Here is a 25,297-nt window from a genome sequence, read left to right as displayed (position 1 = left end):
ATGAGCTACATTCGCAGGATCACGATCGCCAAATTCCGCGGCATCGAGCGGCTGGATGTCGATCTATCGCCACGCGACGGGACGAAGTTTCGCCACCTGATCCTGACGGGCCCGAACGGCTCGGGCAAGAGCAGCGCGCTCGAGCTGATTCATGCTGCCCTCCCCAAGCTCACCATGCCGGCGCAGCCGAGTGCGCCGTGTCATGTCGGCCTCGACGAGCAGCCGCATGACGGTGGCCGCGGGCAGATCGTGGCGTTCTTTCAGGCCCAGCGACTGCTGCGGATCGAGGAGGTTTCGGGTCCCTCCAAGATCGACTGGATGAACATTCTCCGCGGCCGGATCACTGCCACTCAGCAGACGGTGCAGTATCTCGTCAATCGCAAGGTCGAACAGTCGTTGGCGCGCGACGACGGCGATCAGGCCGCGGTCGCGGCGATCGAGGCTTGGTTCGCGGAGCTGCAGGGACACCTGGCGCATTTGTTCGAGGATCCGGCGCTGGCCCTGCACTTCGATCGCAAGAACTTCACGGTGAGCCTGCGCTACAGCGACGGTCGCGAGGTCTCCTTCGCGCAGCTCGCCCAGGGCCATTCGGCGGCGCTCAGCATCTTCTTCGAGCTGCTCCTTCAGTCGCAGGCCCACCGCGAGGAGTTCAAGCGGGAGCAGCTCGCTGGCATTGTCCTCATCGACGAGATCGAGACCCACCTGCACATTCGCCTGCAGGAGCTCATCCTGCCCTTCCTCACCGATATCTTTCCCACCTTTCAATTCATCGTCGCGACCCACTCGCCCGCGGTGATCGCCAGCATCCCCGACGCCGTCGTGTACGATCTCGGCAAGCGCGAGGCCACCGACAGTGCCGACCTCCAGGGGGTCCGCTACGGCACCCTGATGACGCACCACTTCGGTATCACCGCCGACATGGACCTCGACTCGACCGCGAAGCTCCAGCGCCTGCGCGAGCTGGCCGGGCGGGCGCGGAGCGCCGCGGAGGAGCAGGAAATGACAACCCTGAGCGACACGCTCAGCGAGCGCTCCAGGACCCTGGCGCTCGAGGTGTGGAAGATCCAAAACCCCAGCCCGGTGCGGGCCCTCGCAGGTGCGTCATGATCAACGCGCGTCGCTCGACCGAGGCGCCGCAGAGCCTCGCGGCGGGCACGAAGTACAACGCGCCAGACGTCGTTGACACGCTCCTGCGCGACTTCCTGGGCAAGTGCTACCTCTGCGAGATTCGGCTCTCGGTGCGTGAACATTCGGTGGACCATCGCCGGCCCAAGGCCCGATTCCCCGATCTCACATACGCATGGACCAATCTGTTCCCGAGCTGCCGCGACTGCAACGAGCGGCGGCCGGCGTTTCCGCCAGAAGGCCTCCTCGATCCGACCTGCGACGATGTCGAGGCGCGGCTCGCTCAGACCACCCAGGCCGACGCTCGCGACAACTCCGAAGCCCCACGGTTCGCGGCCATCGACGCCACAGACGCGCTCGCCGTGGCCACCGCCCGGGAGCTCCATTATCTGCACAACGGTAAGTCGGTGAAGGCGGCCGAGCTCCGCGCGGCGATCAACCAGCGGATCGACGAGATCCTCGAACGAGTGCTCGAGTTTCGCGCCCATGGCAGCGCGACGCGCGGGCCGGTCCGTGCCGCGTGGGAGGAGCCGCTGCGCCTCGACTTCTCGCGCCGCGCCCCGTTCACTGCGCTGGTCCGCGGCCGGCTCGGCGCGGGCCTCGATCACCTCTTCGATTGACCGCCATGCGCCGCCTCCTCGCCCCACTGCTCCTGTTCGCCGCGTGCCGCGGCGAGCCGGCCACGGCCGCCGATTGCCGGGAGATCCTCGATCGCATCGTCGCGCTCGAGCTCGCCGAGCAGGGTTATCGCGACCCCGCGCTCACGCGGCGCAAGCAGGAGGCCTTCGCCCAGCGCTACGCCGCCGAGATGACGCGCTGCGAGGGCGTGCGCTTGCCGGCCGGGGCCCGCGAGTGCGTCGCGCGGGCCGGTTCGAGCGAGCAGATCAGCCACGAGTGTCTGCGCTGATCGCTCGATCCGGCCCGCGCGACCTGCTCACGGTCCTGGCCACACGAAGCCGACCTGCGACTCGAACAGATAGCCGTACATCGCCACCGCGTTGTCGCGCTCCTCGACGCTGGTCGTGTAGAAATGGTCGGCCTTCCCGTAGAGCCGGTACAGCGGCACTGCCCCGCAGAAGGCCTCGGTGCCGAGATAGCCGAGCGTGCCCTCGACCGGGCCTGCACCCTCGCAGGTGTCGCTCGTGGTGTAGAAGCGGCGGTTGTCGCCCTTGAGGCAGCGGTACAGCGGCACCAGGCCCGGCGCCGCGGCGACGTGCATGTAGAAGTAGTTGAGGAACTCGGGCTTGAAGTCGCCGGATGCGGCCTCGGCCTGGTCGAGCGTGTAGAAGTGGCCGAGGGTCGGGCTGCTGGCGCGATGGACCGGTTGGCGGCAGCCGGGCACGGCTCCCTCGTCGCACTGGCCGTCGCAGTTGTCGTCGAGCAGGTTGCAGGCCTCGGGCTGGCCCTGCTTGCACACCGGCGTGCAGTTCTCGCCGGGGCCGAGCAGCTCGCAGCCGTTCTGCGGGTCGCCGTCGCAGTCGGTCCAGCCGGGGTCGCAGCTGGCGATCGCGCAGGCGTTGCCGCTGCACGCCGGGCTCGCGTGGGGGATCACGCAGCTCACCCCGCACTTGCCACAATTGCCGGGGTCGACGCTGAGGTCGACGCAGAGCTGACCGCACACGCTGAGCGGGCCGCACTCCGGCGGCGGCAGCTCGGGGATACCGCTGCTGCTGCTCGCGTCGCCGCTGCTCGCCTCGCCGCTGCTGGAACCGTCGCTGGTGGTCACTGCGCCGGTCGAGCTGCTGCTCGATCCGCTCGTGCTGGGATCGTCGCCGTCGCCGTTGCCGTCGCCGGAGCAGGCGCACACGATCAGGGCGAACGCCGCGATGCCGTGGGAGGGCGCGACTGTCATCGTTCGGGCCTACGCGAGCAGCTCCGAGAACTGGTCGCTGGTCTCGCCGCCGTTGAAGCCGAAGCTCGGGGTGTCGATGCCGATCGCCCGCAGCATGGTCACGTGAGCCTTGCTGAAGTTGCCCTCGGGCTCACGCACATGCACGTTGGGGATCAGCTTGCCACCCGCCTTACCGGCGAAGATGACGGCCATCTCGCGGTCGCTGTGCTGGTAGCCCTCGCCGTACTCCGAGGTGCCGAACACGAGCGCGCGGTCCAGCAGGCTCATGTCCATCGCGTCCTTGACCGCGAGCTTGTCGAGGAGGCGGGCGAAGGCCTGCATCTGATAATCGGTGATCGCCCGCACCTGCTCCCACGCGCCGTCGTGACAGGTCTTGTGCATGTCGTTGGCGACCCCGAGGTTGGCGAACACATGGGTGGTCGCCGGCGAGGTGAGCATGAAGGAGAACACGCGGGTCAGGTCGCACTGCAGCGCGACCGCGAGGATCTGGCCCATGATCTCGGTCTTGACCAGGAGGTCGCCCGACTCCTCGGGCACCGGCGGGACCATGTCGCAGGTGCCCGAGGTCAGCTGCAGGCGCCGCTGGATCTCGCTGAGCGAGTCGAGGTGGGCCTCGAGGCGCTGGCGGTCCGTCGCGCCGAGGCGCACGCGCAGGCTCTCGGCGTCGTCGAGCACGGCGTCGAGCAGGCGAGCGCGCCGACCCAGGCTCACGAGGTCGCCGGGGACGTTGAACAGCAGGCCGTGGAGCTGCGCGGTGCTCATGACCGGGGCGATCGGCGCGTCGGGGCCGGTGTACGAGATGGCGTTCCAGTGGCCGAAGTCGTGGAAGCGGGCCTCGCTGACGCCGACCTGCAGCGAGCGGAAGCGCGGCGGGGTCTTGCCGTAGAACTGCTCGTTGGTGGCGACCACCTGATCGAGGGTCGGCTGCAGCACGGTCATGGTGTGCGAGGGCTGGTCGAAGCCCTCGGAGCGCATCGGGGCGCCGGTCATGGCCACGTGCCAGCCGCGCATGTGGCCGTCGCCCTGGCCCCCCGGCACGTCGGGGATCACGGTCTTGGGCTCGAGGCCGGTGACGACGCTGACCTGATGCGCGGCGAGCGGGGTGAGCAGCGGGCTCGGGGCGTACGCGGGGCCGGTGGCGGCGGGGGTCCAGAGATCAGGGTAGCCGCCCTGGCCCTGGGTCTCGCCGTGGCCGGCGTGCCAGGGCATGCCGTTGGCCCAGTAGAAGATGCCGAAGATCGGCAGGACCTTGGGCGCGTCGGCGCGGGCCGGGCGGGTCGGCAGCATCGCGTCGAGCAGCGGCACGCCGAGCGAGACGAGCGCGCCGCCAGCGAGGGCGCCGCGGAGGAAGGTGCGTCGTGCGAGGGGCTTGCGCGGGGTCATGGGTCGATCTCCTCCTCGGCGACGGTGCGAAACAGGTCGCTGATCACGAGGATCTGCAGCAGCTCGGTGAAGCGGTGGCCGGCCGCGCCGAAGTCGTCGGCGACCTCGTCGAGGGCGGGCCACTCGGAGGCGACGTCGCGGCGGCCGATCGCGTGGCGGTACAGCTGGGTGACGATGCAACGGCCGACGCGCTTGTCGTCGGCGAGCAGGTCGGCGAGGCCGCGCGCGTCGGCCAGGGGCTTGCCGTCGAGGTCGCCGGAGCTGTCGATCGGGTAGCCGTTGTCGAGGTCCTGCCAGGCGCCGATCGGGTTGAAGTGCTCGAACAGGAAGCCGGGCGGGTCGACGAAGGAGTGGCAGCCGGCGCAGCTCGGGTCGGCGCGGTGCTGCTCCAGGCGCTCGCGCAGGGTCTTGCCCTCGGCCTCCTCGGGGTCGAGCTTGAGGTCGACGTCGGGCGGCGGCGGCGGCACGTCCTGACACAGCACGCGCGTGCGCACGTACTTGCCGCGCGAGGTCGGCGCGTTCTCGGTCTCGTGGGCGTTCATCGTCAGGAAGGCGCCGAGCGTCAATAGGCCCGCGCGCGGGCCGTCCGCGGGCAGCTCGACCGGGACGAAGGTGACCGGCGTGGCACCCTCCGCGGTGACGCCGTAGAGCGCAGCCAGCTCGCTGTTCACGAAGGTGTTGCGGGTGCTGAACATGCTGCGGATGTCGCCCTGCTGGCGATAGACGAGGTCCTCGACGAGCAGGCGGACCTCGGTGCGCATCGACTCGATCATCGTCGGCGAGAACTGCGGGTAGCGGGTCGGGTCGCGGGTGATGCCGTCGAGGCGGCCGAGGTCGAGGAACTGGGCGAAGAAGTCGCGGATCGCGGTGCGCGAGCGCGGGTCGGCGAGCAGGCGATCGGTCTCGGCGAGCAGACCGACCTCGGAGAGCAGGTCGCCGGCGTCGGCGGCGTCGAGCAGCGCGTCGTCCGGGGTGCTGTTCCACAGCAGGAACGACAGGCGACTCGCCATCTCGTGGCTGGTGTAGCGCAAGCGGGTCGGATCGATCGGGTCGGGCTCGCCGAGCTCGACGCGGTAGAGGAAGTGCGGCGACTGCAGCATGCCGGCGACCGCGTGGCGCAGGCCCTGCCAGGCGTCGCCGTCGGACAGCTCGCTGGCCATGCCGAGCCAGCGCGCCTGCTCGTCGACGGACAGCGGGCGACGATAGGCGCGGCGACCGAAGCGGGCGATGAAGTCAGCCACGCAGGCGTCGCCCGGCGCGGCCGGCAGGCAGCCGACCAGGGCCTCGCGCCGCGGCGCGTCGGCGAACACGATGCCGGTGAACAGGTCGGCGGCCTCCTCGTACTGCTGCACGCCGGGCTCGGAGAGGGTCGTGCTGGCGGCGCCGATGTTGAAGAACAGGTAGGGGTTGGTGTCGGGCTCGAGCAGCGGGACCGGCAGGCCGGGGCCGAGCAGCGCCTCGATGCTGTTGAGGTACTGCCGCTGCGTCAGGCGCGGGAGCACCGGGGGCCCGGGCATGAAGGGCTTGACGGGATCGCCGGTGTCGTCGCCCGCGGAGCCTCCGGAGGATTCGCCGACCGAGGTGGTCGGCGGGTCGCCCGAGCTGGACGCGGACGCGGCGGTGAGCTCGTCGCCGCTGTCGCCCGCCGGGCTGCCCGAGTAGCACGCGGCGACGAGGGCCAAGCAAACGGCGACGGGGCCGAGCGTGGAAGGTGGACCGTGGGGGACCCGCACGCCTGCAGCTATCGCACGAAACGTCGCCCGGGTGGAGGGGTCCTGGCGACCTGGCGACTTTGTAGCGGCAAGGACGGGCGAGGGGTCCACGCGACCCATGAACGTGATGGCGGCAATGGGGCCGGGGTCACCCGCGGTGATCGTCGGCGATCACCGTGTGGTTGTCGGCCAGTTCGTGGCCTTGGGGCCGAGCTCACCCGCGGGTGATCGTCGGCGTGCGGCGGGCGAAGGTCGGGGCCTGCAGCTGCGCAAGCATGTACGCGGCCACGTCGGCGCGGGCGATGGCGGCGGAGATCGGGAAGGCGTCGGTCTCGATCACCGCGCCGCTGGCGGGGCCGTCCGTCAGGCGAGTCGGGCGCGGCGTCTGCCAGTCGAGGCCGCTCGCGGCGTAGACCCGCTCCATCACGGCGAGGTCGCGGTAGCCGACGCCCACGTTGCTGGTCGCCACGAAGAAGCGCATCAGCCAATTCATGCGGGCGGCGCTGTCCCCCACCCCGGCCGCGCTGATCGCCGTGACCCGCGTGACCCCGGCGGCCCGCATGCCAGCGACGATGTGGGCGGCGCTGCGCGAGCAGAAGTCCGGCGGGGAGACCAGCCGCGACCACGGGTTCGCCGGGTTGCTGCGGCGCAGGCCGAGGCCGCTGGCGACGTGATCGTGGCCGACGATCGCGGCGGCCACGAAGGCGGCGTCGAGCGGGTCGCCGCGCAGCACCCGGACGCCGGCTGGCGGCGTGTAGTCGGCGCCGTCGCGGACCTGCGCGCTGACCTCATGGCCCGCGGCCGCGGCGAGCTCGACGAGGATGCGGCCGCACTGGCCGGACGCGCCGAAGACGATCAGTCGCATGGCGTGAAGATAAGCGATCAGGTGGTCGCGGTGGGCGCTGCGCGGCGCTTCACGCCGGCGATCTCCTCGACGGCGACGTGGCAGATGAGCGCGTCGCCCTGGCGCAGGGACTCGCTGCGCGAGAACTTGTGGGTGGCCGCCTGCTTCTCGCGGCGGATGCCGACGATCGCGGCGTCGAGCAGCTCCTCGGCCTCGCGCAGCGGCTTGGCGATCAACGGGCTGCCGGGGTGGAGGTCGATCTGCACGCTGGCCATCACGGTGTCGCCGAGGCGGTAGGCGCCGAGGACCTGCTCGTCGAGGGCGGCGGCGGCGAACAGCGGCGCGGCGAGGGCCGAGGTGGAGAAGGTCGAGTCGACGTGGAACGCCTTGCCGAGCTTCTGGGCCATGTTCTGGTCGAAGAAGCGCATGACGAGGCGGACCTTCGGGTTGATGGTGCGCACGTCGAGGGCGATCTCGAGGTTGACGAGGTCGTTGTCGGTGCAGGCGATCACGCAGGCGGCGTGCTCGATGCCGAGGTCGCGCAGCAGGCTCTCGCGGCGGGCGTCGCCGATGACGAGCGGCACGCCGCGGGCGCGGGCCTCCTCGACGAATTGGCCGTGGTCGAGAGCCTCGACGGCGATGACCTGGCGGCCGCGGCCGAGCAGCTCGCCGAGGACGCGGAAGCCGACGTGGCCGAGGCCGATCAGGACGATGTGGTCGCGGTAGATCTCCGCCATGATGCGCACCCAGGCCTGCCGGTGGTTGTTGAAGTCCATCAGCGAGGTGCCGACCTTCAGCAGGCCCTCGGCGATGATGAAGGCGCCGGCGACCGGCACCGTGAAGTACATGATCCGCAGCACCCAGTCGCCCGGCAGGTCGGTGAGGTGCTCGAAGAACAGCTGGGTGTAGACCAGGAAGCAGGCGCCGACGAAGTCGAGGTGCTCGACCACCGCCGGATCGCCGCGCCACAGCAGGGTCGCGCCGCCGACCACCAGCAGGGTCGTCAGCACCAGCAAGCGGCCGACCAGGAGGCGCGCGGCGTAGGCCCCGAAGCGCAGCCGGGCCCGCAGCGGCGTATGCACCCGGCGCACCTGGACGGCCATCGTGCGCGCACGCTACCGCGGGCCGGCGCCGCTTGCCAAGCGCCCGAACGCAATGACCGTGGCCAACGTGGCGGCCACCAACGCTGGCGTGGACGCGGCGCCGCTTGCCAAGCGCCCGAACGCCGTGACCCCCGGACCGGCCGCTGCTGGCCCGAGGGTCACGTTCAATGCGTGTGGGCTGCGTCGATCAGCCGGGCATGATCGAGCAGAAGCCGCCGATGCAGCTGCCCTCGCCCTCGCAGCAGGCCGCGTCGACCTCACAGGCGTCGCCCATGTGCGAGCAGCTGTCGGGCATGTCGTTGCAGGTCGGCTCCTCGCCCTCGGCGGGCGGGTAGCAGAAGCCGCCGCAGCAGTCGAAGCCGGCGTTGCAGCCCTCGCCGATCTGCTTGCACGGGGCGAGCGCCCACTCGCCGCGCATGTTGGAGTTGTTGAGCTCCTGACCGGGCAGCCAGAACGGCGGGTGGCTCGGGTCCTGGCCGGGCTGGATGTTGGCGTCGATCGCCGAGACCCACAGCTGCTTGCGACGGCTGCCGGGGTTGGTGTCGGTGAGGGTGTTGCCGTACTTGCGCTCGCTGCCGATGATGAGCCAGAAGTAGCCGCCGACGGAGACCGGGAGGAAGGTGGGCTCGTAGGTGGTCTGGTCCTGGCCGGGCTCGATGATGCCGAGGCCGTTGGCCTTGTCGAGGCGCATCTGGGCGCTGCCGTCGAAGTTGGTGAGCCAGACCTCGGTGACGGCGCCGCGGGTGCGGGCCTGGTTGAGGCGGCTGAACGCGATCCACTCGGAGTCGGGGGCGAAGGTCGGGAAGGTGGTGGTGCCGAGCGGCGGGGCCTTGTCGACGATCTGCTTCACGTTCGAGAAGCTGTTGGTCATGAGATCGACGTTGGCGGTCCACAGCTCGCTGTTGTTGAAGTCGAGCCAGTTGCCGTCGGTCTTGCGCGCGAAGGCGACGCGGCTGGGATCGCCGGCCCAGGCCGGGTGGACCGGCTTGCCACCCGGGGTGGTCAGGGTGGTGAGCACGGCGGCGTTGTCGAAGGTCGTCAGCTTGAGCGAGCCGGTCTCGTCGGACTGGCCCCACAGCACGTGCGAGCCGTTGGGCGAGATGGCCTGGAAACCGGAGGCGATGTTCGGGAAGTAGAGCACGTTGCCGGTCGCGGCCTCGATCACGTTCCACGGGCTGTAGCCGCCGTGGAAGGCGGCGGCGATGCGCGAGCCGTCCTTCGAGACGCTGTGACAGGCGACGCAGGCGACGCCCGGCGGCTTGTTGATGAACTGCTGCGGGGCGGGGTCGCCGATCTTGAGGCGGACGACGTTGCCGTTGTTGACCTCCCAGTAGTAGACGGCGCCGGTGAGGTTGGCGGGGGCGATCGTCCAGGTCTGGGTCTTGGCGAGGTAGGCCTTGTTGCCGTCGAAGCGCTGGATGTCGAAGGTCACCGGGCCCTCGGTCGAGGCGGTGAGCTTGAGCCACACGTCCGCGGGCAGCTTCGGGAAGTTGTAGCGCGAGGGCGGCGGGACCTTGGTGTAGCCCTTGAACTCGAAGAAGTCGCTGTAGACGTGGATGTAGTAGAGGTCGTCGGCGGCGCCGCCGTTCCACTGCACGGTCGGGCCGGTGAGGCCGCGAGGGAACACGGTCTTGTCGTAGGGGTAGAGCAGGACCATCGCCGGGTCGGGCTCGACGGCCATGCCGAAGCCGTCCTTGATGCCGGGGTCGACGGGGTCGGGCTCGCTGGTGTACTGCAGCTTGACGGTGGCGGAGGTCTGGACCGGGAGGAGGTCGCCGGCGGGGTCGAAGCTGACGGTGCCCTTGCCGCCAGCGAAGCCCGTCGCGGTGAAGGAGCCGGACTGGCCGCCGAGGCTGGCGAGGTCGAGGCGGTCGTAGGTCCAGGTGCCGTCGAGCGGGATCTCGACGTTGTTCTGGGTGATGCCCTTGGCGGTGTACTGCAGCGGCGCGGGGATCTGGCCGTCGATCACGGTGACGATCGCGTCGAGCGGATCGATCACGACCTCGACGATCGGGTCGTCGCCGGTGGTCGTGTCGGCGCTGGTCATCACCGTGCCCGCGCTCGGGTCGACGGTGGTGGCCTCGGTCGCCTCGCTGGTCTGGCTCGCGGTGCCCGGCGTGCCGCCGCTCGGGTCGGTCGTCGGACTGGTGGTCGGCACCGGTTCGGTGTCGGCATCGGTCGCGCCGCTGGCGCTGACGCTGCCGCTGCCGCCATCGGTGTTGCTGTTGGATTCGGCGCGACCGTCGTCGCTGCACGCCGTGGCGAGCACACACGCACCCGTGAGGAGCAGATAGATTCTCGTTGTCATGACCAACCTCGCACTCGTTCGCAGGAACGGCCCCCAGTAGAACCGAGTCGCGGCCGCCTCGCTAGCAGGGATCTGCGGGGGGAGCGTGTGCTGTCACAGGCGTGGAGGTAGGCCCGGCGCGCAATGGCCCGCGGTGCGGCGATTGTGCCAGCGCGCGGGCGCGTGCTCCGCTGCGGCCGTGGGCGCGCCTGCGCGCGAGGCATGGTCCTTGGGACATGCCCCTTGGAACATGTCCTTGGGTGCAGCTCAGAGCGATGGCTCGAGGGCCGGCGCGGTCGCCGTGTCGAGGCGGCCGATCGCGCGGGCGAGGGTCTCGCGCAGGCAGGCGAGGCAGTCCTGCGAGCTGAAGAAGCCGCAGCCGCGGCGGCGCGTCGCAGACAGTCGGCGCAGGGCCGGCAGCACCCGCACGTCACCGGCGGCCTCCATCTGCTCGATCACCTCGCGCTTGTTGGCGCAGCTGCCGGCCTTCTCCAGCCAGGCGAGGTTGCGCAGGTGGACCGGCACGGACTCCTTCGGGCTGAAGGCGAGGACGTGGTCGGCGGCTCGCTTGCGGGCGCGCTTGTCGTCGCTGGTGAGCAGCGCCGTGAGGTCGGCCGTCAGCGCCGCGGGCACGCTGAGCTCGGACGCGGCGGGCGGTGGCGGCGTGAGCGTCGGCGGCGGCGAAGCGATCGGGCCGGGCGGCGCTGCGGGTGGCGTGGCGGCCGGTGGCGTGGCGGCCGGTGGCGTGGCGGGTGGCGTGGCGGGTGGCGTGGCGGCCGGTGGCGTGGCGGGTGGCGTGGCCAAAGCGGCCGGTGGCGCGGCCGATGGCGTGGCCGACGGCGTGAGCTGGGGCGACGTGGCGGGCGCGCCGGTCGGGGTCGCCACGGTTTGCGTGGGAGCGCGGGACCCGTTGAGGAGGACACAGGTCACGAGCAGCGCGACAGCGACGGCGATCGCCGCGAGCACGCCGCGTCGCCGCAGCAGCGCGGCCGCGTCCGTCCAGCGCGAGGCGGTCGGGCGCAGCGCGGGCGGCAGGGCCTCGATCGTGCCGCGGGGGGTCGGCGCCGTGTGGGTCAGGGCGAGGCGACGCAGGGCGTCGCGGACCTGGCCGGCGACGCCGGGACGCTTGCTCGGGGCCGGACTCAGCAGCTCCGCGACCAGGCCGTTGAAGGCCTCCGGGACCTGGCTGCCGAGCTCCTGCTGGAGCGTCGCCGGGGTCGAGCCGAGCTGGCAGGCGACCAGCTCGGTGACGCTGTCGCCCTGCCACAGCCGGCGACCGACGCAGCACTCCCACAGGATCACGCCGAGCGCGTAGAGATCGCCGCGGGCGTCGACGGTGTCGCCGACGGCCTGCTCGGGCGGCATGTAGCCGGGCGTGCCGAGGATCGAGCCCATGCGGGTGAGCGGCAGGCCCTTGCCCGTCGTGGGCGCGGCGTCCTCGACGACGCGGGCGATGCCGAAGTCGACGACGCGGGCGTGGAGGCGGCCGTCGTCGCGGGTCTCGATCAGGATGTTGTCGGGCTTGAGGTCGCGGTGGACGATGCCGACGGCGTGCGCGGCCGCGAGGGCGTCGGCGATCTGCGAGCCGAGCTCGGCGGCGGCGGCCCAGTCGAGCTTGCCGTGGGTGTCGAGGTGGCGGGCCAGGCTGACGCCGCGGACCAGCTGGATGACGAGGTAGGCGCTGCCGTCGGGGAGCTTGCCGGAGTCGATCGCGCTGGCGACGTGGGGGTGATCGATCTGGGCGGTGGCCAGGGCCTCGCGGTCGAAGCGGGCGCTGGCCTGGGCGTTGCTCGCGAACTCGGCGCGGATGACCTTGATCGCGACCTGCTTGCGCAGCTTGAGGTGCTCGGCGACGTAGACGGCGCCCATACCACCCTCGCCGAGCAGCTCGATGATGCGGTAGCGGCCGTCGATGACCTGCCCGATGCCGCCGAGGTGCTGGCTGGTGCCGCCGGCTCCCGGCGCGCGCACCTCGGCCACGCCGAGGTGTTCGGCGACCGTGGCGTCCCATGGGACCTCGCGGCGCGGTGGCATGGCGGCGGAGTATACCCGGCGGGGCCGGGCCACAACCTGTCCGAAAGGTCAGCCTGTCGGCGCGCGCTCGCGCAAGCTGCGCGGGCGGCCGAGCTCAGGGCGGAGGCACGGGCATCTCGAACGGGCAGGGGATCGGCAGGAAGGGGTTGAGCTCGGGGAACTTGAGGTCGTCGACGTACATGAAGGGGTTGTTGCCCTCCTTCACCCAGCTGGCGCCGAAGCTGGCGAGCGGGATGCCGACGAGGTCCGTGATCTGGGCGGCGCCGCCGTCCGCGTAGTGCAGCAGGAGGCCGGCGGGGCGCTCCGGGTCGCCGCTGATCGCGTTGATCAAGTTGCACAGATTGGTGGTGGCCGGCTGGGTGAGCAGCAGCACGACCTGGGCCGGGTTGTAGGCGTCGGCGAGGACGTCGAGGGGATCGAGCTCGAGCGTGGGCCCGTAGTAACACTGGTAGTAGCAGTAACCGTAGTCGTAGCAGACCTCCTTGCAGTACTGCTGGTGGTTGTACTGCTCCGGGTCGCTATAGATCGTGCGCCGATAGTCGTCGTAGTAATCGTTCTTCTGGTAGCGACCGACGCTGAGGCGGAAGCGCTTGGGGTTCACGTCGTCGACCGGGGCGATCGCCTCGGTGAAGGTGAGGCGGAGGATCTGCGGGTCGATGAACTCGACGGCGATCAGCTGCGGCGGCGTGACGTCGACCGGCGGAGGAGGTGGCGGCGGCGGGTCGGTGGTCGGCGTGACGGTCGTGGTGGGATCGTCGCTGTCGCCGTCGGTGCCGGTGCTATCGGTGTCCGTGTCGGTGTCGGTGTCCTGCCCGCCGCTGGGACAGCCGGTGGTGAGGGCGAGGCCGCCGCCCGCGAGCGTGGCGTGGACGAGGCGGCTGATACGTAGGCCAAGCATGCGGCCGATCCTTGCAAATGCGCGACGACGGGTCAATCACGCCGCCGATCGGGCGCGGGTCGACCGTCCTGTCGCAATCGGTCCAGCACGCGCGAGCCGACGCCGAGCATGCGCAGGTCGTCGCCGCCGAGGCCGAGGCGAGTCCCGAGCTCGAGGTTCCAGGCCTGGATCGCGCCCTCCCACAGGCCGAGGCTGCCGACGTTGCTGGCGCCGTGAAAGCGCTCGCGCGGGAGCGAGAAGCTGAAGTGAAACTGGATCTCGGGGCCCAGGCGGGTGAGGGCATCGGTGATTCGGCTGACGGGCAGGCTGCGATCGCTGTCGCCGGGCGGGGCGATCTTGAAGTTGTGCAGGCGGAGGTCGACGGCGAGGGAGAGCTCGGCGGCGTCGCGGTCGCCGGCGCAGCGCAGGGTCACGTCGAGGTCACCACCCCGGATCCAGCGCCCGGCGGCGCCGAGCTTGTGCGCGGCGGGGCCGACCGGGATCCCGCGGGCCTGCCAGGCGTGGCCGCCGGCGCTGAAGCGGTGGCCGCGGGCGCTGCCGCGGGCCTCGCTGCCGCACACCACGTCGAGCATGGCGTAGTCGCTGCGCAGGGGGCTTATCTGCAGCACCTCGAACTCGAGCGGGAGATTGCGGAACGGCGCGGTGATCGTGTCCTCGAAGTCGAGCTGGACGTCGCGGAGGTCGAGGCTGGCGATCGCAAAGCGCCGCGCCGGACCCGGGGCGCCCTCCTCCCGCCGTACCAGCGAGCCGCGCACCCCGGCCACCCGCAGCTCGGCGATCGGCAGCTCGTCGCGGAGGAGGCCGAGCATGTCGACGTCGACGACGAGCTCGCGGACCGTGAGCGAGAAGTCGAGGCCGCGGCCGCTGCGGCGCACGCTCACGTCCTCGAGCTCGAGGCGTCCGGTGAACAGGCTGCCGCGCGCTCGCTGGAAGCTGACGTCGACGCCCGATCGCAGCTCGACCTGGTCGAGGGCGATGCGCAGGGCCGGCGCGAACAGCAGGAGGTCGATCAGCAGGAGCCCGAGCAGGAGCGCACCGAGGCCGCCGACGGTGGCCCACAGCAGACGCCGCCACCAGCGCTGCAGGCGGGCCCGCAGGCGCCGCCCGAAGGTCCACTGCCCGAGCACGAGCAGCGTGCCGCCGCCGATCGCGAGCAACAGCACGGCCGCGACGAGACGCGGCACCGCCACCAGTTCGGCGACGACGAGGAGCAGCGAGTCCACCGCCGTGATTGTCGCACCCACGCCCGGCGCGGGCCAAGTCCGCGGGCCAGGTCCGCCGGACCGCCGGGCCCCACGGCTTGACATGCGCGCAGTACTGGGCCCTGATCGACCTCGTCGGTCACCGTGCCGATGCGCTGCTGCATGTCCCGATGGACATGTCCTTTGGGACATGCCATCACCGGCTTCAGTACAGGTGCTGTGCGAGTGCTTTGCGGGCGTGCGAGCGCGAGTGGGTGTCCGCGAGAGCATGTCCTGACAGCCAGGCGAGCGGGCGCGCGCAGGTGGTGGCGCGCGAGCGGCGGGCACCGGCGAGCGCCGGGGCCATCAGAACACCGTTTATGGCGGTCTCCGCGGGCCGTGGACAAATTTCTCGGGTGGGCGAAAGGTCGGGGCTCGGGGCGTCGTTCCAGGGGCGCCCGGGGACCCCGGCGATCGCGGCCGAGACGGCCGACGATCTGTGCCATGCTCGGTCCCTGCTGCAAAGAAGGCTCGAGGAGACAACGATGAACGCCCCGTCTATTGCGAAGTGGATCCTGCTGTCGCTGCCCCTGTGCTTCGTCGGTTGCCGCACCGGCTCGACCGTCACGCCGATCGGCGGCACCGTCGATCCGGGCCAGGGCGGCGGCAACGGGGCCCTGCTGGTCCAGGGCCAGGGCGCCTACGAGGCGCCGCCGCACCTGTTCTCACCGCGGCCGCACCCGGCGCACACGCGCGTCGATCCGCCCGCGCCGAACCTGAACGCGCTGCCCAAGCTCGTCAACCACATCGACCGCTGCTACGGCGGCGAGCACCCGCAGCCGATCGCCAGCGGGCCGCGCCAGCCGACGCCGAAGCCGAAGCCGCCGACGGGCTACCAGGGGAAGTACAAGAAGGTTCAGTACGGCTCGGCCGGCGGGTCGACGGCGATCCAGCCGACCGGCAGCAGCGGCGGCGTGCTCGGCGGGTCCAGTCAGGGCTACGGCGCCAGCGCTCCGGACCCCGCGACCCGGGCGCCAGCGCCGAACAAGCCGGCGCCGCCGCCGAGGAAGGACGCCAGCGACGGCGACAGCGCGGGCAAGGGCCGCGCGTCGGGGCCAGCGCCCGCCGCCGAGGTGTCGGCGGGGATGTCTTCGCCGATGAGCGCGCCGGTTGCCACGTCCCCGGCGCCCCCGCGGCCGGCGGACAAGACCTCGCTGTCGGAGCGCAGCGCCGAGCGCAAGGCCGATCGTCTGGCCAAGAAGGAAGCGAGGGAGGCGAGTAACCGCCCGTCCGCCGGCGAGGCGGCGCAGGAGCCGGCCTCGGCCTCGGCGCCGATGGACATCGCCGCGGACGAGGAGATGAAGCCGGTCCAGCTCGACGACCCGCGCGAGCAGTACAAGGACTGGGGTCAAGCGATCTACCTCAGCAACGACGACACGATGAGCCTGTCGTCGGCGCAGCGGGTGATCTTCGCTATCGAGAAGTTCTTGCCGCTCCCGGTCGAGCACATCCGGCCGCACGAGCTGCTCAACTACTTCTCGTTCCAGACCGCCCCGGTGGCCCCGCAGGACGACTTCTCGGTGCTGGCGGACATCGCCCCGGATCCGAACCAGGCGGGCATCTACAACCTGGCGCTGGCGATCAAGGGCCGGCCGGTCGATCTGCAGGCGCGGCGCAACGCCAACCTCACCTTCGTGGTCGACCGCTCGGGCTCGATGTCGGACGAGGGTCGCATGGACTACCTGAAGCGCGGCATGACCAAGATGACCTCGCAGCTCAAGACCGGGGACCTGGTCAACGTGGTGCTGTTTGACCACGAGGAGTGCACCCCGATCGAGAACTTCGTCGTCGGGCGCGACAAGCCGGAGATCTTGCAGAAGGCGATCGACAAGATGAAGCCGCGCGGCTCGACCGACGTGCACCTCGGGCTCAGCAAGGGCTACGCGCTGGCCGACTCGTCGTACCAGCCGACCTACAACAACCGGGTGGTCCTGGTGACAGACGCGCTGGCCAACACCGGCGACACCGACCCGCGGACGATGTCGATGATCTCGAAGTACTACGATTCGCGGAAGATCCGCCTGTCGGGCGTCGGCGTCGGCCGCGAGTTCAACGACGCGCTGCTCGACAAGCTGACCGAGCGCGGCAAGGGGGCCTACGTGTTCCTCGGCTCGGAGGCGGAGGTCGACGCGGTGTTCGGCGCGCGTTTCATCTCGCTGCTCGAGACCACGGCGATGGACGTGCACTTCCAGCTGCACCTGCCGCCCTCGCTGCGGATGAACGTGTTCTACGGCGAGGAGAGCTCGGTGGTGAAGGAGGACGTGCAGGCGATCCACTACTTCGCCAACACCTCGCAGCTGTTCCTCTCCGACCTGATGGCCCGCGGCGGCAAGCTGCGCCCGCAGGACCAGATCATGCTGACGATCGAGTACGAGGACCCGGAGACCGGCACGCAGATGGTCGAGGAGCAGGCCTTCACGCTCGCGGAGGTGCTGCAGGAGGACGCGTTCAACGTCCGCAAGGGGCGCCTGTTGATCGGCTGGGCCGACCGCCTGGCGCTGCTCGCCCAGCGCCCGCAGCCCTCCGGTCGCGGCATGGTCGAGGGCTCGTGGGACGACCCCGAGGGCTGGCAGGCCTGCGACACCGGGCGCGGCGAGCTGAGCGCGCTGGCCCAGGGCCTCAGCGACCCCGAGGCCAACCGCGTGCTCGGCCTGTGGGACAAGTTCTGCTCGCGCTACGAGCGGCCGCGCAACCCCGTGCGCCGCGACCCGGTCGCCGCGCCCGCGGCCTGGCCGGGCGCCCGCGGCTGACCCGAAGGACATGACCCAAAGGCCAGGCCCCAAAGGCCAGGCTCCAAAGGCCAGGCCCCACCCGGGACCTGGCCTTCTCGCAATTACGGGCAGTCGAGGGTGAAGGTGAATTCGACGCTCCCGGCGTTGTCGTCGCAGGGGTCGTCGATGATGCCGCAGCGCAGGGGACCGCCCGCGTAGTCGCGGACGATCTGCTTGACCGGCAGCGCGTTGAAGGCCTCGTCGGGCGAGGCGTGGCCGTAGCCGGAGTCCAGGGCGGTGAGGTCGATGCCCTCGCAGGCGACCTGCCACGCGTAGTTGGAGCCCTGGACGAAGTTGGTCCCGCCGCCGCCCAGCGCGAGGACGCGGTAGGGCCCGGCTGGCAGCGCTGGACCGACGTACCAATTGCTGCTGTCGACGCCGCAGTGCGTGACCCAGTCGACGCTCAGCTTGGCGGCGGCGACGCAGCGGGCCCCGTCGCAGACGAGGCCGCCCTCGCAGTCGCCGTCGCCGCCGCACAGGTGGCAGCTGCCGCACGACGAGCAGGGGCCGCCGCAGTCGACGTCGCTCTCGCTCTGGCTCTGGACGCCGTCGCTGCAGCTGGCTGGCTGGCAATTGGCGAGGCAGGCGTCGGCGTCGAGGTTGTTGCCGTCGTCGCAGCCCTCGCCGGGGTCGACGACGCCGTCACCGCAGTGCGCGGGCGGGAGCGTGGTCGCGGTCATGGTCGGGTCGCTCGCCGACGGGTCGCTCGCCGATGGGTCACTCGCCGACGGGTCGCTCGCCGAGCTCGTGGGATCGACGCCGGAGGTCGAGATGGGGGTGATGCCGGTGCTGGTCTCGAGCTCGCCGGTGCTGGTGAGGACCGGCCCGCTGGTGTCGTCAGCGCCGCTGCTCCCGGGTCCGCTCGCGCTGGCGCCGTCGCTGCCGTGGCGACCGGGATCGACGAAGCAGCCGGCGAGCGGCAGGACGAGGAGCGTGGCGAGGCGGCGGGTCATGGCGTGGTGACCGCGCCGACCGTGGCGCGCGCGGCGGGCCACCGCGCAGTCCAGGAGGCCCGTATGAGCTCGCGGGCGAACCGCGGGAGCGCGTCTTCAGGATCGACGCGCTGACCCGACGATCACGATCGAAGCCGCGGCGCTTCTTGTCAAGACGCCATGCTTTCGCGCCAGCGGGGCTCAGGCGCCGCCGCAGGGCAGCGAGTCGGGGAGGATGTGCGGGCAGTGCATGGCCGGCTCCTCGGTGGCGACCGTGAGGTGATAGAGGCGGCAGGCCAGCGAGTCGCCGGCCTTGTCGCCGGCGTCGTAGGGCTCGCTGTCGTTGAACCCGGCGCAGGCGGTCATGCACGCGGCGTCGTCGGCGAAGCTCCCCGGGCAGGCCAGGGCGGCGATCGTGCAGAACCCCTCGCAATTGCTGCCGCACTGACCGGCGCCGCCGGGGCCGGCGTGGGTGCAGTGCATGTCGGGGTCGCCCGCGGCGACGTCGGCGTGGTAGACGCGGCAGCCGAGGGTGTTGCCGTCGCGGTCGGACTCGCTGCCGAGCTCGAAGGCGGCGCAGGTGCTCTGGCACTGCTGGATGCTGGCGTACTGGGCGTTGCCTGCGGTGCAGTTGTTGGTCATGGTGGCGCAGTAGCTCTTGCAGTCGAGCGCGGTCGGGCCACCCGTGGGATCGCTCGCGGCGCTCGATCCGCTCGAGTCGGCGCTCTCACTTGAGCCGCCGTCGCCACCACAGCCTGGCGCAGCGAGCCCAGCGAGCCCAGTGAGCCCAGCGAGTGTGGGCACGAGGACGAATACGAGGGTGAGGCGGCGTGGGAGCATGCGAGGGCCACTAAGAACCATGTCGCGCGGCGGGTCAATCTTTTCTGCCCGACGTTCGCGGCGGCTTGATCGCGGGGCGACTCACTCGAGGCCGAGCCGCTCCATGTCGTCCTCGTCGAGGCCGAAGAAGTGGCCGATCTCGTGCAGGATCGTCACCTCGATCTCCTCGCGGAGGGCGTCCTCGTCGGGGAAGCTGGCGAGGAGGTTGGCGTAGAAGAGGACGATCCGCGTCGGCGCGTCGTGGGTGGCGTTGCTGTGCTGGCCGAGGTCGCCCTGGCCCTCGAAGAGGCCGAGCGCGCGCGGGTCGAAGCCCTCGAGCACCAGCGGCTCGCCGGGGCGGGCCTCGAGCACGACCGGAACATTTTGCAGGCGGACGCGAAACTCCTCGGGGATCGCGGCGAGCACGTCCTCGGCGACCTGGGCGATGAAGCGCTGGTCCTCGCGGGTGCCGACGCCGTCGCCGAGGTCGGCCTGGATGTCGAGGCGGCGGACCGCGAGGTTCTCGGCGATCATCGCCTGCTCCTCGCCGAGCAGACCGAGGACCTCGCCGAGGGCGTAGCGGGCGTCGGCGAATTCGGGCGCGAGCTCGACCGCGCGGCGGTAGTGCGACTCGGCGGCCTCGGGTCCGTGCAGCGTCCACTCGAGCTCGCCGCGCGCGAACAACAGCTCGGGGTGGTCGGGCCAGCTCGCCTCCGCGTCGACGAGCATCGTCAGGGCGGCGTCGGGGTCGTCCTCGGCGGCGCCATAGACTTCGTCGAGGAGCGCGTCGAGGGTCGGGTCGGCGTTGGTGGAGGGGCCGCGCATAGGAGCCGCACTCTAACGCGGCGCCTCAGCGGTTGGGGCCGAGCACGGTGATTTTCGTGATGCGCTGGATGAAGGCCGTGCGCGAGGTCCCACGCCCGAGTTCGAGGTCGCTGACGTGGACACCGTCGACCTTGAGCAGGGTCTCGCGCTCGCCTGCAGGGGCGCCGTCGCGGCGGCCCTCGCAGGGGATCAGATACTCGGCGAAGGAGTGGATCACCATCGGCGTGCCCTCGGCGTTGCGACCGAGGTACAGCATGATGTGCCCCGGGAAGTGCAGCAGCAGCACGCCGCGGCGGTGGTGGGTGTCGAGCAGATGCAGGCGATCGGCCTCGGGCAGGCCGGGGGCGACCTCGACGGTGTAGGAGCCCGCGATCGCCTGGTCGCTGGTGTGCCGCGGGAGCAGCACGCCGAGGCCGGCGAACAGGTCCATGAGGTAGCGCGAGCAGTCGCGACCGCCGTTGCGGTCGCCCCAGCCGTAGCGCTCGCCGAGGTAGGCGAAGGCCTCCTCGAGCACGGCGCGGCGGGTCAGCGGACGCGGGCTGTCGGCGAAGCGTAGGTCGTCGGCGCGGGCGCTGCTGACCCCGGCGGCGGTGGCCACCAGCACCCGACCGGGCGCGCCGGGGGCGACGGGCACGAGCGCGGCGAAGGGCAGTGGCTGGGTCCCGCCGGCCTCCAGCGGGAGATCGATCGCGGCGCCGACGCGCCGGTAGGGGCCGCGCAGGAAGCTGCGGGCCTCGGCGAGCGAGAGCGGCGGCGAGAGGGCGGCGGCGCGGAGGTCGATCCAGCCGACGACGTAGCTGGTGCGCGCGAGCACGAGGTCGCCGTCCCACGGGCGGAGGATCTGCACGAGCTCCTGGGCGCGGGCCATGCTGCACAGGTTGCGGTCGAACTCGGGGTCGCGGCTCGGCGTGTAGTAGGGCTCGGTCTGCGGGCCGCAGTAGATCGGGATCAGGTCAAGGGCGACGCGCAGCTCGGGGAGATCCTGACTGTCCTTTGGGACCTGTTCCTTGGTACCTGTGCTTGCGGACAGGGGCCCGCGCATGTCCCTGGCGAGGGCCTCGGGCATGATCTCGCCGCCGTAGCGGGCCTGCAGCTCGGCGGGCAGCGGGGCGCCGTCGAGGCGGACGTACTTGCCGGTGGCGAAGCGCTCGCGCAGGTAGCCGAGGCGGGCCTGGAGGCCGCTGGCGAGGGCGGCGACGTCGATCGGCGCGAGCAGGTCGACGCGGCCGCCGAAGCCGAGGGCGGGGCTGGTCTCGGTGGCGGCGTTCAACGCCTGCACGGCGGCGAGGTCGAGCACGGGGCGGTCGAGGTCGGCGACCTCCTGCGTGCGCGCGAGCCAATAGGCGAGGGTCTCGTGCTCGGGCAGCGTCCTCGGCAGCGGCGTGGTGGCGACGCCGGTGGCGGGGCAGTCGTCGGCGACCGGCGGCGTCGGCACGGGCGTGGCGGCGGGCTCGGGAGGAGCCACGCGCTCGGGGGGCGGCGGCTCGCTGCAGGCGACGACGAGCGCGACCAGGGCGGTCAGGATGGGGCGCAGACGGCGTTCGCTGGGGTCGCGGCGGGGCACGTTCGAGGCAGTGTACGGCGGCAACGCCTGGACCGCGAAATCCATGCCCATCGCGAGGCGGCGAGGCGGCGCGGCGACGCCCCCTTCGACAGCGGCGCCGCGGCGGTGGTATCCAGGGCGGATGCAGGCCAGGCCGCGCGGCGGGGTGAGCGGAGCACGGGGCCCGCAGCTGCGTCGCGGGTGGCTGGCGCTGGCGATCGCGGCGGGGTGCAGCGGGAGCGTCGATTCGCGGCCGCCGAACAGCACCGCGGTGCCAGAGGCGACGGTGATCGCGGCGGTGTCGGTGTCAGAGTCGACGGTGATCGCGGCGGAGCCGGTGTCTGGGCCGGAGACGACGGCGATCGCGGCGACGCGGGAGCAGGTCGCCGAGCTGCCCGCCCCTGCCCTGCCCGTGGCGCCGCCACCGGACGATCGGACGCCGCGCCTGCGCGACGCCTGCGTCGCGGGCGACACGATCACGATCGCCGCGGTCGGCGACCTGCTGCTGCACGAAGAGCTGCAGATCCAGGCCTATGCTGCGCCGGACAATTTCTTCGCGGTGTGGGGTGGGGTCCGCGATCTGCTGGCGCAGGCCGACCTCAGCTACGCCAACCTCGAGGGCACGACCGCGGCCGGGCTCGATCGCAAGGGTCAAGCGGTCCGCGACCCGGGCCGTGTGTTCGACCGCCGGGTGTACTCGTCGTACCCGCGCTTCAACTACCACCCGTCGCTGCTCGACGACCTCGTCGCCAGCGGCTTCGATGTCGTGTCGACGGCCAACAACCACGCCCTCGACCGCGAGCCGGCCGGCGTCGATGCGACGATCGCAGCGCTGGATCGCGTGAAGCTGGCGCACACGGGCACGCGCGCCCGTGGCACGCAGGGGCCGTGGCACGCGCTCACGCGGGCGCGCGGGATCACGGTGGCGTGGCTGGCCTGCGCCGAGCACACCAACCAGATCCCGGACCCCGAGGGCCAGGTGCTGCGCTGCTACGAGCCGGAGGGGGCGCTCGAGCAGCAGGTGCGGGCGCTGATCGCCGAGCCGTCGATCGACGCGGTGATCGTGACGCCGCACTGGGGGAAGGAGTACAAGCCGGAGCCGGCGCGGGCCCAACGGGAGCTCGCGGCGCGGCTGGCCGCGGCCGGCGCGACGGCGGTGATCGGCAGCCATCCGCACGTGCTGCAGCCGTGGGAGGTGCTGCCGGGGGCCGCGGGGCGCGACACGCTCGTGATCTACTCGCTCGGCAACTTCGCCAGCCACCAGCCCGAGCTGCCGCGGCGCTCGTCGCTGCTGCTGTACCTCGGTCTCACGCGACCGCCCGGACAGAAGGCGCGGGTGCACGGGGTCCGCTACGTGCCGCTGCACGTGCGCCAGACGGGGCTGCAGTTCTTCGTCGAGGCGGTCGACCGCGTCGGCGGGCCGGCTGACAGCCGGGCACTGACGGTGGCGATGTTCGGCGAGGCCGCGGTGCTGGCCCCCGATGCGCCGCTGGCGACCCGGCCCGCCTGTCCTTGAGGACAGCTACTCGATGTGGTGGTGCTCGAGGCCCGGGGGTGGGTCGGGGTAACGCAGCTTCATGCCCTCGAGGGTCTGCACGACGATCTGCGCGACCAGGTAGTTGCGAAACCACTTGCGGTCGGCGGGGATGATGTACCAGGGCGCCTGTGCGGTGGCCGTGTGGCGAAAGATGCCCTCGTAGGCGGCGGTGTAGAGCTCCCACTCGGCGCGGGCGGTGAGGTCGTTCGGGTCGAACTTCCAGCGCTTCTCGGGGTCGTCGAGGCGGGCCTGCAGGCGATCGCGCTGCTCGTCCTTGCCGACGTGGAGGAAGCACTTGATGAGCGCGACGCCAGCGTCGACCACCAGCCCCTCGAAGTTGCGGATGTGCTCGTGCCGGCGAGCCAGCGCGCCCTCGTCGAGCCAGCCGCGCACGCCCGGGACCAGGATGTCCTCGTAGTGCGAGCGGTTGAAGATCGTGACATGCCCGGCCTCGGGAACGCGCTGATGGATCCGCCACAGGAAGTCGTGCGCCCGCTCGACCTCGTTGGGCGCCTTGAACGGGTACACCCGCGTACCCAGCGGGTTGAAGCCGCCCATGACGTGCTTGATCGTTCCGTCCTTGCCGGCGGCGTCGCGGCCCTGCAGCACGATCAGCAGGCTGCGCGTGCGACCGGCGTAGAGACGCTCCTGCAGGTCGAGCATGCGGGCGAGCAGGCCAGGCATCGCGGCCTCGGCCTCGGTCCGGACGAGGCCGCCGTCGTCGCCGCTGCGCCAGCGCTCGAGCTTCACCTTGTCGTCGCCGTCGAGCCGGTAATCGTCGATGTCCATGCAACCTTCATCGCCGATCGCAGGCGACGAGAGAAGGCCGATCGTCGGCGACGATCGGCCCTCGGCGCTGCGCCCGGTGATCAGCGACGACCGTGACGGGTGGGCGTCGCGGGCTTGCTCGGCTTCGACGGCTGCGGGCGCGGCTCAGGCCGGCTCGGCCGCGAGTGCGGCTGCGAGGGCTGTGGGCGCGGCTCGGGCCGGCTCGGCCGCGACTCGGGTTGATGTGGCTGCGGGCGATCGGGTCGCGACTCGGGCCGCGGCTGTGGGCGTGGTTCGGGGCGCGGTTGTGGCATCGCTGGGCGATCGCTGCCGTCGGGCCGCGGCTGTGGCCGCGGCTGCGGCTGCGGCCGCGGCCGATCGCCGCCGTCCGGGCGATCGGGCTGTGGCCGCGGCTGCGGCCGCTCGCTGCCGTCGGGGCGATCGGGCTGCGGCCGCGGCTGTGGCCGCGGACGATCGGGGTTGTCGCTGCCGTCGGGGCGATCGGGCTGCGGCCGCGGCTGTGGCCGCGGACGATCGGGGTTGTCGCTGCCATCCGGACGGTCGGGCTGCGGCCGCGGCTGTGGCCGCGGACGATCGGGGTTGTCGCTGCCATCCGGACGATCGGGCCGTGGACGCGGGAGTGGCAGCGGGCGATCGGGGTTGTCGCTGCCATCCGGGCGATCGGGCCGCGGACGCGGTAGGGGCAGCGGGCGATCGGGGTCGTCGCTGCCGTCCGGGCGGTCGGGCCGCGGACGCGGCGGCGGGCGATCGGGGTTGTCGCTGCCGTCCGGGCGGTCGGGCCGCGGACGCGGCATCGGCAGCGGGCGATCGGGGCCCGGGCCGGGAGGCACATCCGGGCGGCCGATGCGGTGCGGGGGATCGCCGGGGCGCGGCAGCGGCTCGGGCCGCCCGGGGTTGCCGGGGCGACCGGGATCGCCGGGCTGGCCTGGCACACCGGGGATGCTCGGGCGGCCGGGGTCGCCGCCGGGACGTCCGGGGTTGGGCTGGCTCTGGTGGCCCGGGATCTGCGGGCGGCCGCCTGGAGGCACCGGCGGGTACCAGGGGCGATAGCCGTTGGTGGCGTAGCGATGGAAGCCGTCGTCCCGCACGCCGCCCCAGTACCAGCTAGTGCCGTAGCAGCCGTCGCCCCAGACGTACTGGCGCGCGGGGTAGCGGTCGTTCCACACGTAGATCAGCGCGGCCGGCGGGGTCCAGTAGTAGACCCAGGAGCCGTAGTCGACGCTGTAGTACACGAGGCTGCCCTCGATGTTGTAGTAGCTACGACCGCCCCACAGGACGATCGGATAGGTGTCGATCGCGGGCTGGAAGACGTGGACGTACTGCACGAGCTCGAGGGTCTGGCCCTCATAGGTCTCGTAGCCGACCAGGCCGTTGGCCAGCACGCCGCAGGTGGTGCACTGGGTCTGACAACAATTGCCGGTGGTGGTCGCCACACCCGCGGTGTGCAGGGTCCCGCGCGGCTGCGAGTAGACCGTGTAGTAGCTGCATCCGGCGTTGCTCAGCAGGCCGGCGATGACGAGGGCCGCGAGGGACAGGAGACGTGGTCGATGGCTGCGCATAGACGGTGTCAGGACGCCCGACCCACTCGGGCTGTTCACGTCG

20 protein-coding genes are annotated in these 25,297 nt (G+C 71.7%); 5 read left to right on the top strand and 15 right to left on the bottom strand.

Annotated features, from left to right (window positions below):
- The 3 genes from IPJ59_RS21115 to IPJ59_RS21105 are packed head-to-tail and all read left to right on the top strand — an operon-like array spanning nucleotide 1 to nucleotide 2,032.
- Nucleotides 1–1,107, top strand: a complete 1,107-nt coding sequence (locus tag IPJ59_RS21115; RefSeq protein ID WP_293273061.1) for an AAA family ATPase — start codon at nucleotides 1–3, stop codon at nucleotides 1,105–1,107.
- Nucleotides 1,104–1,745 (top strand): HNH endonuclease, encoded by a 642-nt coding sequence (locus tag IPJ59_RS21110; protein WP_293273060.1) that lies wholly within the window; start codon nucleotides 1,104–1,106, stop codon nucleotides 1,743–1,745. Before IPJ59_RS21115 ends, IPJ59_RS21110 begins: the two co-directional genes overlap by 4 nt.
- A 5-nt stretch (nucleotides 1,746–1,750) precedes the next feature.
- Nucleotides 1,751–2,032: a hypothetical protein gene (locus tag IPJ59_RS21105; protein ID WP_293273059.1), complete on the top strand. Its 282-nt coding sequence runs from the start codon at nucleotides 1,751–1,753 to the stop codon at nucleotides 2,030–2,032.
- A 27-nt stretch (nucleotides 2,033–2,059) separates the two neighbouring features.
- On the opposite strand, the gene IPJ59_RS21100 is transcribed toward IPJ59_RS21105, so the two are convergent.
- The 9 genes from IPJ59_RS21100 to IPJ59_RS21060 all read right to left on the bottom strand — a co-directional run bounded on the left by IPJ59_RS21100 (nucleotide 2,060) and on the right by IPJ59_RS21060 (nucleotide 14,461).
- On the bottom strand, nucleotides 2,060–2,977 hold the full coding sequence (locus IPJ59_RS21100; RefSeq protein WP_293273058.1) for a hypothetical protein: 918 nt from the start codon (nucleotides 2,975–2,977) through the stop codon (nucleotides 2,060–2,062).
- A gap of 9 nt (nucleotides 2,978–2,986) precedes the next feature.
- The gene (locus tag IPJ59_RS21095; RefSeq protein WP_293273057.1) at nucleotides 2,987–4,360 is read right to left on the bottom strand and encodes a DUF1552 domain-containing protein; all 1,374 of its coding nucleotides are present in this window, start codon (nucleotides 4,358–4,360) and stop codon (nucleotides 2,987–2,989) included.
- Nucleotides 4,357–6,042, bottom strand: coding sequence for a DUF1592 domain-containing protein (locus tag IPJ59_RS21090; RefSeq protein WP_293273056.1), 1,686 nt, complete (start codon nucleotides 6,040–6,042; stop codon nucleotides 4,357–4,359). The genes IPJ59_RS21095 and IPJ59_RS21090 overlap by 4 nt, the downstream gene beginning before the upstream one ends.
- A 244-nt stretch (nucleotides 6,043–6,286) precedes the next feature.
- Nucleotides 6,287–6,937 (bottom strand): NAD(P)-dependent oxidoreductase, encoded by a 651-nt coding sequence (locus tag IPJ59_RS21085; protein WP_293273055.1) that lies wholly within the window; start codon nucleotides 6,935–6,937, stop codon nucleotides 6,287–6,289.
- A gap of 17 nt (nucleotides 6,938–6,954) precedes the next feature.
- Entirely contained in the window at nucleotides 6,955–8,019 is a 1,065-nt protein-coding gene (locus IPJ59_RS21080; RefSeq protein WP_293273054.1) for a potassium channel family protein, read from the bottom strand.
- 187 nt (nucleotides 8,020–8,206) lie between these two features.
- Complete coding sequence (locus IPJ59_RS21075; protein WP_293273053.1) at nucleotides 8,207–10,327, bottom strand: TolB family protein; 2,121 nt, start codon at nucleotides 10,325–10,327, stop codon at nucleotides 8,207–8,209.
- Nucleotides 10,328–10,573: 246 nt separating this feature from the next.
- Nucleotides 10,574–12,340: a serine/threonine-protein kinase gene (locus tag IPJ59_RS21070; protein ID WP_293251053.1), complete on the bottom strand. Its 1,767-nt coding sequence runs from the start codon at nucleotides 12,338–12,340 to the stop codon at nucleotides 10,574–10,576.
- A gap of 94 nt (nucleotides 12,341–12,434) precedes the next feature.
- On the bottom strand, nucleotides 12,435–13,238 hold the full coding sequence (locus IPJ59_RS21065; RefSeq protein WP_293273052.1) for a hypothetical protein: 804 nt from the start codon (nucleotides 13,236–13,238) through the stop codon (nucleotides 12,435–12,437).
- Nucleotides 13,239–13,270: 32 nt separating this feature from the next.
- Entirely contained in the window at nucleotides 13,271–14,461 is a 1,191-nt protein-coding gene (locus IPJ59_RS21060; RefSeq protein WP_293251047.1) for an AsmA family protein, read from the bottom strand.
- A gap of 503 nt (nucleotides 14,462–14,964) precedes the next feature.
- On the opposite strand from IPJ59_RS21060, the gene IPJ59_RS21055 reads away from it, so the two are divergent.
- Nucleotides 14,965–17,229, top strand: a complete 2,265-nt coding sequence (locus IPJ59_RS21055) for a vWA domain-containing protein (protein WP_293273051.1) — start codon at nucleotides 14,965–14,967, stop codon at nucleotides 17,227–17,229.
- Between the two features lie 83 nt (nucleotides 17,230–17,312).
- On the opposite strand, the gene IPJ59_RS21050 is transcribed toward IPJ59_RS21055, so the two are convergent.
- The 4 genes from IPJ59_RS21050 to IPJ59_RS21035 all read right to left on the bottom strand — a co-directional run bounded on the left by IPJ59_RS21050 (nucleotide 17,313) and on the right by IPJ59_RS21035 (nucleotide 21,390).
- On the bottom strand, nucleotides 17,313–18,203 hold the full coding sequence (locus IPJ59_RS21050; protein ID WP_293251041.1) for a hypothetical protein: 891 nt from the start codon (nucleotides 18,201–18,203) through the stop codon (nucleotides 17,313–17,315).
- Between the two features lie 180 nt (nucleotides 18,204–18,383).
- Complete coding sequence (locus tag IPJ59_RS21045; RefSeq protein ID WP_293251038.1) at nucleotides 18,384–19,022, bottom strand: hypothetical protein; 639 nt, start codon at nucleotides 19,020–19,022, stop codon at nucleotides 18,384–18,386.
- A gap of 81 nt (nucleotides 19,023–19,103) precedes the next feature.
- Nucleotides 19,104–19,826: a metallopeptidase family protein gene (locus tag IPJ59_RS21040; RefSeq protein WP_293273050.1), complete on the bottom strand. Its 723-nt coding sequence runs from the start codon at nucleotides 19,824–19,826 to the stop codon at nucleotides 19,104–19,106.
- A 25-nt stretch (nucleotides 19,827–19,851) separates the two neighbouring features.
- Nucleotides 19,852–21,390: an NlpC/P60 family protein gene (locus IPJ59_RS21035; protein WP_293273049.1), complete on the bottom strand. Its 1,539-nt coding sequence runs from the start codon at nucleotides 21,388–21,390 to the stop codon at nucleotides 19,852–19,854.
- 121 nt (nucleotides 21,391–21,511) lie between these two features.
- Here IPJ59_RS21035 and IPJ59_RS21030 point away from each other — a divergent pair, with 121 nt between their 5' ends.
- Nucleotides 21,512–22,885 (top strand): CapA family protein, encoded by a 1,374-nt coding sequence (locus tag IPJ59_RS21030; protein ID WP_293251029.1) that lies wholly within the window; start codon nucleotides 21,512–21,514, stop codon nucleotides 22,883–22,885.
- Nucleotides 22,886–22,891: 6 nt separating this feature from the next.
- On the opposite strand, the gene IPJ59_RS21025 is transcribed toward IPJ59_RS21030, so the two are convergent.
- Nucleotides 22,892–23,695 (bottom strand): PPK2 family polyphosphate kinase, encoded by an 804-nt coding sequence (locus tag IPJ59_RS21025; protein WP_293273048.1) that lies wholly within the window; start codon nucleotides 23,693–23,695, stop codon nucleotides 22,892–22,894.
- 80 nt (nucleotides 23,696–23,775) lie between these two features.
- Nucleotides 23,776–25,254, bottom strand: coding sequence for a hypothetical protein (locus tag IPJ59_RS21020; RefSeq protein WP_293273047.1), 1,479 nt, complete (start codon nucleotides 25,252–25,254; stop codon nucleotides 23,776–23,778).
- Nucleotides 25,255–25,297: the final 43 nt, after the last annotated feature.

The organism is Nannocystis sp., from assembly GCF_016714285.1.
Classification (GTDB): domain Bacteria; phylum Myxococcota_A; class Polyangia; order Nannocystales; family Nannocystaceae; genus Nannocystis.
Note: the sequence above shows the minus strand (reverse complement) of the source record. Positions and strands in the feature narration are given on the sequence as shown.

Coding starts and splice junctions, on each gene's coding strand:
- IPJ59_RS21030 (WP_293251029.1), top strand. CDS start 21,512: ATGCAGGCCAGGCCGCGCGGCGGGGTGAGCGGAGCACGGGGCCCGCAG.
- IPJ59_RS21110 (WP_293273060.1), top strand. CDS start 1,104: ATGATCAACGCGCGTCGCTCGACCGAGGCGCCGCAGAGCCTCGCGGCG.
- IPJ59_RS21055 (WP_293273051.1), top strand. CDS start 14,965: ATGAACGCCCCGTCTATTGCGAAGTGGATCCTGCTGTCGCTGCCCCTG.
- IPJ59_RS21050 (WP_293251041.1), bottom strand. CDS start 18,203: ATGACCCGCCGCCTCGCCACGCTCCTCGTCCTGCCGCTCGCCGGCTGC.
- IPJ59_RS21040 (WP_293273050.1), bottom strand. CDS start 19,826: ATGCGCGGCCCCTCCACCAACGCCGACCCGACCCTCGACGCGCTCCTC.
- IPJ59_RS21085 (WP_293273055.1), bottom strand. CDS start 6,937: ATGCGACTGATCGTCTTCGGCGCGTCCGGCCAGTGCGGCCGCATCCTC.
- IPJ59_RS21080 (WP_293273054.1), bottom strand. CDS start 8,019: ATGGCCGTCCAGGTGCGCCGGGTGCATACGCCGCTGCGGGCCCGGCTG.
- IPJ59_RS21100 (WP_293273058.1), bottom strand. CDS start 2,977: ATGACAGTCGCGCCCTCCCACGGCATCGCGGCGTTCGCCCTGATCGTG.
- IPJ59_RS21045 (WP_293251038.1), bottom strand. CDS start 19,022: ATGCTCCCACGCCGCCTCACCCTCGTATTCGTCCTCGTGCCCACACTC.
- IPJ59_RS21075 (WP_293273053.1), bottom strand. CDS start 10,327: ATGACAACGAGAATCTATCTGCTCCTCACGGGTGCGTGTGTGCTCGCC.
- IPJ59_RS21025 (WP_293273048.1), bottom strand. CDS start 23,695: ATGGACATCGACGATTACCGGCTCGACGGCGACGACAAGGTGAAGCTC.
- IPJ59_RS21020 (WP_293273047.1), bottom strand. CDS start 25,254: ATGCGCAGCCATCGACCACGTCTCCTGTCCCTCGCGGCCCTCGTCATC.
- IPJ59_RS21095 (WP_293273057.1), bottom strand. CDS start 4,360: ATGACCCCGCGCAAGCCCCTCGCACGACGCACCTTCCTCCGCGGCGCC.
- IPJ59_RS21115 (WP_293273061.1), top strand. CDS start 1: ATGAGCTACATTCGCAGGATCACGATCGCCAAATTCCGCGGCATCGAG.
- IPJ59_RS21065 (WP_293273052.1), bottom strand. CDS start 13,238: ATGCTTGGCCTACGTATCAGCCGCCTCGTCCACGCCACGCTCGCGGGC.
- IPJ59_RS21070 (WP_293251053.1), bottom strand. CDS start 12,340: ATGCCACCGCGCCGCGAGGTCCCATGGGACGCCACGGTCGCCGAACAC.
- IPJ59_RS21105 (WP_293273059.1), top strand. CDS start 1,751: ATGCGCCGCCTCCTCGCCCCACTGCTCCTGTTCGCCGCGTGCCGCGGC.